This window comes from Streptomyces albireticuli, assembly GCF_021228125.1.
Taxonomy (GTDB): domain Bacteria; phylum Actinomycetota; class Actinomycetes; order Streptomycetales; family Streptomycetaceae; genus Streptomyces; species Streptomyces albireticuli.
This window is the reverse complement of the sequence record NZ_JAJQQS010000049.1, coordinates 1-5302: the sequence shown is the minus strand read 5'-3', so window position 1 is coordinate 5302 and position 5302 is coordinate 1. Positions and strand designations below refer to the sequence as shown.

The window sequence follows — 5302 nt, the reverse complement described above, 5'->3', positions numbered from 1 at the left end:
CGGTACAACGCCACCGCGTCCGCCTTGAACTCGGCGGGGTAATGCTTCATCCCCACGGGGACTCCGTTCTCCTGGACCATCAAGATCCAAGTCTCTCCGGTGTCCAAAACCCGGGGTCAAGACCCGTAGCCGGCGAGGGAGTGAAGGATCTCGTCGGTGGTCTTGGTCCAGGTGAAGGGCCGTGGATTCTCGTTCCACGTGTCGATCCAGGCCCTGATGTCGTTCTCCAGCGCCTTCACGGAGGTGTGGACACCGCGGCGGATGAGCTTGTCGGTCAGGATGCCGAACCACCGCTCGACCTGGTTGATCCAGGACGAGCCGGTGGGTGTGAAGTGGACGTGGAAGCGGGGGTGTCTGCCCAGCCACGTCTTGATCTCGGGAGTGTTGTGGGTGGCGTAGTTGTCACACACCAGGTGCACGTCCAGGCAGGCGGGAACCGCCTTGTCGATTGTGACCAGGAACCTCTTGAACTCGATGGCCCGGTGGCGGCGGTGCAGTTCACCGATCACGGTCCCGTCGGCGATGTTGAAGGCGGCGAACAGACTGGTGATGCCGTGCCGCAGGTAGTCGTGGGTGCGGCGTTCGGGCATGCCCGGCATCATCGGCAGCACCGGCTGTGACCGGTCCAGTGCCTGGATCTGGGCTTTCTCATCGACGCAGAGCACCACCGCCTTCTCGGGCGGGTTGTGGTAGAGGCCGACGACGTCGACGACCTTCGCGACGAACTGCGGGTCGGTGGAGAGCTTGAAGGGATCCTGCAGGTGCGGCTTGAGGTCGAACCGCTTCCAGATCCGGCCGATGGTGGACTTCGATAGCCCGGTCCGGGCGGCCATCGAGGCTCGTGACCAGTGCGTGTCCCTGCCCGGAGTGGATTCCAGCGTTGCGATGACGACGTCCTCGACCTGGTCGAGCAGGATGGACGGTGGCCGGCCCGGCCGTGGCTCGTCGGTCAGCCCGTCCAGTCGCCGCTTGACGAACCGAGCCCGCCAGCGATTCACCGACTGCTCGTGCACACCGAGCTCGGCCGCCACCTGCTTGTTCGTCCCGCCCTCCGCGCACCGCAGCACAATTCTTGCGCGCAGGGCCAGGAACTGCGCGGTCTTCGCCCGCCTCGCCCAGCGCGTCAGCTGAGCCCGCTCCGCCTCGCTGAGTACCAGCTCCGCCTTGCGCCGCCCCGGCCGTGGCATGTCCATCAGTCCCTCGAGCCGATGGGCAACGAACCGGGCCCGCCACTTCCTCACCGTGTCCACGGTTACCTTCAGGTCCGCCGCCACACGCGTATTCGGTGCCCCGTCCGCGCACGCCAGAATGATGCGGGCCCGCTCGGCGAGACGGGGCTCTACCGCCCCATCCGTCCAGCGCGACAACTCGGCGAACTCCGCACCAGACAGCCTGACTTCAACAGCACGAGGACCCCGAGGCATGAAAACAGGCTACAGACTTAAGCCCCCGATTTCGGGCGCATCACACTAGCTCCGCATCGCCATGTTTCATGCACAGAGATAACGGTATCCCACCCATGAGATATAATCTGAAAGGATGGAAATATTATGACCAATCTAAAGAACTGGATGTCGGGGATCGTTGATAGCGCAAGCGTAACCGATATTTCTATACCTGGTTCTCACGAATCTTGCGCGATGCACCCAGGCGCATCGCTCGGATTTGCCCAATGTCAAGAAAAAGATATAGGATGGCAATTAAATCATGGAATACGATACTTAGATATACGCTGCCGGGCAATAGAAGGAAGTTTTGCGATTCACCATGGTCCATTTTATCAAGAAAAGATGTTTGGGGATGTTTTGGAAATTTGCAATGGCTTCCTGAAAGAGAACCCATCGGAAACGATATTAATGCGAATTCAGCAAGAGTACTCGGAAGTTAGCGGCGAAGACTTTCAAGCCATCTTTAGAGATTATCTAGACAAGCGGGGGTGGGGATCCTTGTTCTATGTATCTAATTCATTTCCCAAGCTCGGCTCGGCGCGCGGTAAAGTGATTCTGATGTCAGGCTGGCCTTACCTTGGGAGCGGGATTCGATTCAGCGACTCGACGCAAGTCGACATTCAAGATGACTATAAAGATCCGACCGTAAAAAAGAAGAAGGATGAGATAAAAGGACATCTCGCGCGCGCTCTGGCCGCAGACCCGAAGATTAAATTATTTGTAAACCATACTAGCGCAAATGGTGCTGGATCCAGCACTTGGACGCCATGGTCTTTTGCTAAAGATATGAACCCGTACGTCTTAGATCTATTAGGGGATAAGGGGATTTTTACCCCAGGAAAGACGACTGGAGTGATTGCCATGGATTATGTGAACCGCCCGGCTGGTAACGACACAGGCGATAGCGACAATTTAATGGAAGGCGTGATCCGCTGTAACTCATTCAAAAACTAACTCACGACGCCTAACGACTTTCCTATGGGCGGTTGACAAGTTGGTAAGCTCTCGCTGAATGGTTTGGTCCGCTAATTTTGATTCTACCCCCATGATTGGGCTACGCTCCAGTTCAGAGGCCGGTTTCTCCTGCGATTTGGTGGAGCCATGGGGTCGATCACCGCAACATGGATCATGGCTTTGGAGGAGGGTGGGTAAGTTTTATGATGACGGTGGTGGTGTATGACCTACCAAAGGGCCTCTCGACCCCACGACTTGCCCGCAGATCGGCGCACCATGACTCGACGACGCACAAGGACCACGAGGTTGCGGAATTCTCCTCGGACTTCGGGAGGAAAACCCATTTAGCCCGGCTCCGGTGTCACCACCACAGTATCCCGCGAAGACTATCGCACGTCAGTCCGGGACTTACAGGGCACCATTTAGATCTCATCTCATTTGGCGAGTCTCCGATAACAGGTGAGGGTGCAGGCGATGCTGGTGAAAGCCAGGAAGTGTTCGGCTTTGCGCTCGTAGCGGCGGTGGAGTCGGCGGCAGCCGGCGATCCAGGACATCGTGCGTTCGATGGTCTAGCGGTGCCGGCCCAGTCGTTGGGAGGTTTCGATGCCCTTGCGGGCGATGCGATGGGTGATACCGCGCCCGCGTAACCATCGTCGCAGGTGGGAGTAGTCGTAGCCCTTGTCCGCGTGGAGCTTGCCTGGTCCACGTCGCCGTGGTCCTTGACGGGAACGGATCGGCGGTATGCCCTTGATGAGAGGGATCAGGGCCTGGCTGACGTGCAGGTTCGCCCCTGAGATCCCGACGAACAGGGGCAGACCGGTCCGCTCAGTGATCAAGTGGATCTTCGAGCCGTACGTGCCCCGGTCCACAGGATCGGACCCGTCAGGTCCCCCTTTTCAGGGCGCGCACGCTCACCGAGTCGATCGCACAGCGGGACCAGTCCAACTCGCCGCGGGAGCCGAGCTCGTCGAGGGCCAGGCGATGAAGCTTGGGCCACACCCTCACCTTGGTCCACTCGGCAAAGCGCCGATGGGCCGTGGCCCCGGACGGCCCGAACGACGCCGAAGGCAACTGCTGCCACGTGCAGCCCGACGTGGCCACGAACACGATCGCGGCCAGCACCTCCCGGTCGCCATGCCGGCGTCGCCCGCCACCCTGTGGCCGCGACGGCGCCTCCGGCACCACACGCTGGAACAACTCCCACAACTCGTCCGGCACCAGCCGCTCAACGATCCCCACCACACCGATAGCCTACCGAACCAGCCAAATGAGATGAGGTCTAAGAGAGGAGACACATTCTAATGTCGTATGCCCTGTGGGCGATCCGAGGTTGCATTGGAACCATATTCTTCATTTCTTCGCTTAGTAAAACATTTGGGCGAGGTTCATTTACTTCCTTCGCTAGTTCCTTGAACAACCTGCGGATAATTCCTCAGCGAGCAGTAGTGTTAACCGCAGGTGGTGTAGTTGCTTCGGAATGGGCAGTGGTTGCTCTGCTAATTGCTCCTATACAGTGGATTTTTACTCTTGGCCTGGCGCTAGCCTCTATGATGCTTGTTTCTTTCAGCTTGGCCATTATTCGCGTTACAGGACGCGAAGAGGGTACGGCTGTTACCTGCTCCTGCTTCGGTTCCTCGACCCGCCCACTAGGGGTCCGCCAAATTGTGCGTAATGTACTTCTTGCGGGCTTAGCTATCCTCGCCGCCGCCTTATCTATAGCGACCCATCGATCTTCACCCTCGGGCAACGTATTCGTGTCGGCGATGCTAGGGGTTATCGCGGGGGTCCTTTTCGTGATATTTGATAAAATTCAAGATCGTATTTACTTGATTCGGCAAGTCCCTAAGAATGTTAGAGGCTCACCTTCACGCGACCGCGATATGGGTATCGCCACCCCTGGTAACATTTTGGTCGATGCTGAGTCGGTCGCTTTAGAGGACCCTGTTGGCGAGTTCAATGGGATAACGATTAACGGTAAGCGAGTAACGCACCAGTTTTCTGATGAAACGTTGGTTGCTTTTTTCTCGCCCTCCTGCGGCTTGTGCCGGAGAGAACTTCCGCGATTTATAGAGCGCGTCGAAAATGACAAAATTCACCGCAGTCGTGTCCTTGTTGTCATAATTGGCGAAATAGGTAATCTCTCCGATGAATTCACCGAGCGGCTGCTACCTGTTGCCGACGTGGTTCTCGAGTCGCAAGGGGGCGATCTTAGCAAGGCTTTCCACGTTGAAAGTCTTCCGGCTGTACTACGGGTTTCACCGAATCGAGCAGGAGGGGCCAACATGTCCATTGTTAACGCATATTGATAATGCAACATAAGATGTTCCGGAAGGGATAATTCGTTCCTCTTTTGCGGTTCATTGGATTTGCGTCAATCCAGTGCGCCCTGAAACTATTCACTTGACTACTAAATGATGTCCCGTATGCCCGGTCAAGCATGTGATGATTTTGATGTGGATGCTGGGGCGTGCCCTTCTCTTCTTGCGCGTCCGCGTTCTTCTTCACAGCGGGGCCGACCGGGCAGATGGGCTGAGATCTCGCCGTGGGTCAGACCCTTCGCCGGCAGGGACAGGACCATCTCGTCGATGCCGGTCAGCCGGCGCTGCCGCTTCTTCACGATATGCGGCTCAAAGGCTCCTTCCCGGTCCTGCGGCACCTCGATCTCCACCGGGCCGACGTCCATGATGACGGTCTTGGAGCGTTTCCCGTTCCTCGAGTTGCCGCCGCTCTTACTCGCGGGATCGTGCCCTCCCGGGCCCGGTCGTGGGCGAATCTAAGGGCTGTCCTGTTGTTGGTTCAGGGGATGCAGGTTGGCTGGTTCGTTTCCTCTGTCATCCGGTCAGGGTGGGGTTGTGGGGGCGGGCGATGCCGGGTATGGCGTGGTGGACGCCGTCGCCTTT

The 5302-nt window shown here is 57.8% G+C and carries 3 protein-coding genes and 2 pseudogenes; 2 read left to right on the top strand and 3 right to left on the bottom strand.

The features are described 5' to 3' along the window. Positions 1–116: 116 nt before the first annotated feature. Positions 117–1424: an IS630 family transposase gene (locus tag LUZ64_RS36240; RefSeq protein ID WP_095582579.1), complete on the bottom strand. Its 1308-nt coding sequence runs from the start codon at positions 1422–1424 to the stop codon at positions 117–119. 126 nt (positions 1425–1550) lie between these two features. Between LUZ64_RS36240 and LUZ64_RS36235 the strand changes: the two genes are divergently transcribed. Next, a complete protein-coding gene (locus tag LUZ64_RS36235; RefSeq protein WP_095582578.1) occupies positions 1551–2402 on the top strand; it encodes a phosphatidylinositol-specific phospholipase C in 852 nt (283 codons plus the stop codon). 434 nt (positions 2403–2836) lie between these two features. On the opposite strand, the pseudogene LUZ64_RS36230 reads toward LUZ64_RS36235, so the two are convergent. Next, a pseudogene (locus tag LUZ64_RS36230) lies at positions 2837–3644 on the bottom strand (IS5 family transposase). 59 nt (positions 3645–3703) lie between these two features. Between LUZ64_RS36230 and LUZ64_RS36225 the strand changes: the two are divergent. Continuing rightward, positions 3704–4708, top strand: coding sequence for a TlpA family protein disulfide reductase (locus LUZ64_RS36225; protein ID WP_232390642.1), 1005 nt, complete (start codon positions 3704–3706; stop codon positions 4706–4708). 218 nt (positions 4709–4926) lie between these two features. Here the strand turns inward: LUZ64_RS36225 and LUZ64_RS36220 are convergent. Beyond that, positions 4927–5148, bottom strand: a pseudogene (locus LUZ64_RS36220) (transposase); the annotation flags it as partial. Positions 5149–5302 lie beyond the last annotated feature (154 nt).

Excerpts from the sequence above, each read along its gene's own strand:
- LUZ64_RS36225 (WP_232390642.1), top strand. The coding sequence starts at position 3,704 with ATGTCGTATGCCCTGTGGGCGATCCGAGGTTGCATTGGAACCATATTC.
- LUZ64_RS36235 (WP_095582578.1), top strand. The coding sequence starts at position 1,551 with ATGACCAATCTAAAGAACTGGATGTCGGGGATCGTTGATAGCGCAAGC.
- LUZ64_RS36240 (WP_095582579.1), bottom strand. The coding sequence starts at position 1,424 with ATGCCTCGGGGTCCTCGTGCTGTTGAAGTCAGGCTGTCTGGTGCGGAG.